The 549-nt window shown below is 44.4% G+C and carries 1 protein-coding gene; it reads right to left on the bottom strand.

Annotated elements, in window-relative coordinates; genetic code table 11:
- Positions 1–549: prealbumin-like fold domain-containing protein (locus tag HMPREF2780_RS08025; RefSeq protein ID WP_233994388.1), on the bottom strand; the 549-nt coding region annotated here is incomplete at both ends.

Here is a 549-nt window from a genome sequence, read left to right as displayed (position 1 = left end):
TTTCTACTGCATCTCCTTCAGCTTTCTCGCCCTTGTAGATCTTAATTTGAGCACCTGCGATTTCTTCTCCACCAAGGCTAACCTTACTGAAAGTTACCTTACGTGGAAGATCATCGTCTTTGTCTGTTACAGTCACAGTTGAGCCGTTAGTTACGACTTTGTTGTCTTCACCCTTAGAGTCTTTTTCTCCAACATTCGTCACTTCCACTGTGCCGTCATGTTTGACTTGGAAAGTGATGTCGGTCACTTTGAGGTAACCTGTTGGAGCTGCTTCCTCATGGAAAGTGTACGTACCTGGTGCCAAGTTCAAGTCTTTAGACTTACCAGCTTCTGAAGTCCAGCTTTCTACAGCTTGACCTTCTGCCTTGTCGCCTTTGAAGATCTTGATCTCTGCACCAGCAATCTCAGTACCACCAAGGTTTACTTTACTGAAAGTAATAGCTTTGGGACTGTCATCATCTTTGTCGGTTACAGTTAGAGTTGCACCATTCGCTACAACACGGTTGTCTTCACCTTTAGAGTCTTTTTCGCCAACGTTTGTCACTTCCA

Source organism: Streptococcus sp. HMSC062B01 (assembly GCF_001811085.1).
Lineage (GTDB): Bacteria > Bacillota > Bacilli > Lactobacillales > Streptococcaceae > Streptococcus > Streptococcus gordonii.
This window is presented reverse-complemented; position numbering and strand designations above follow the sequence as displayed.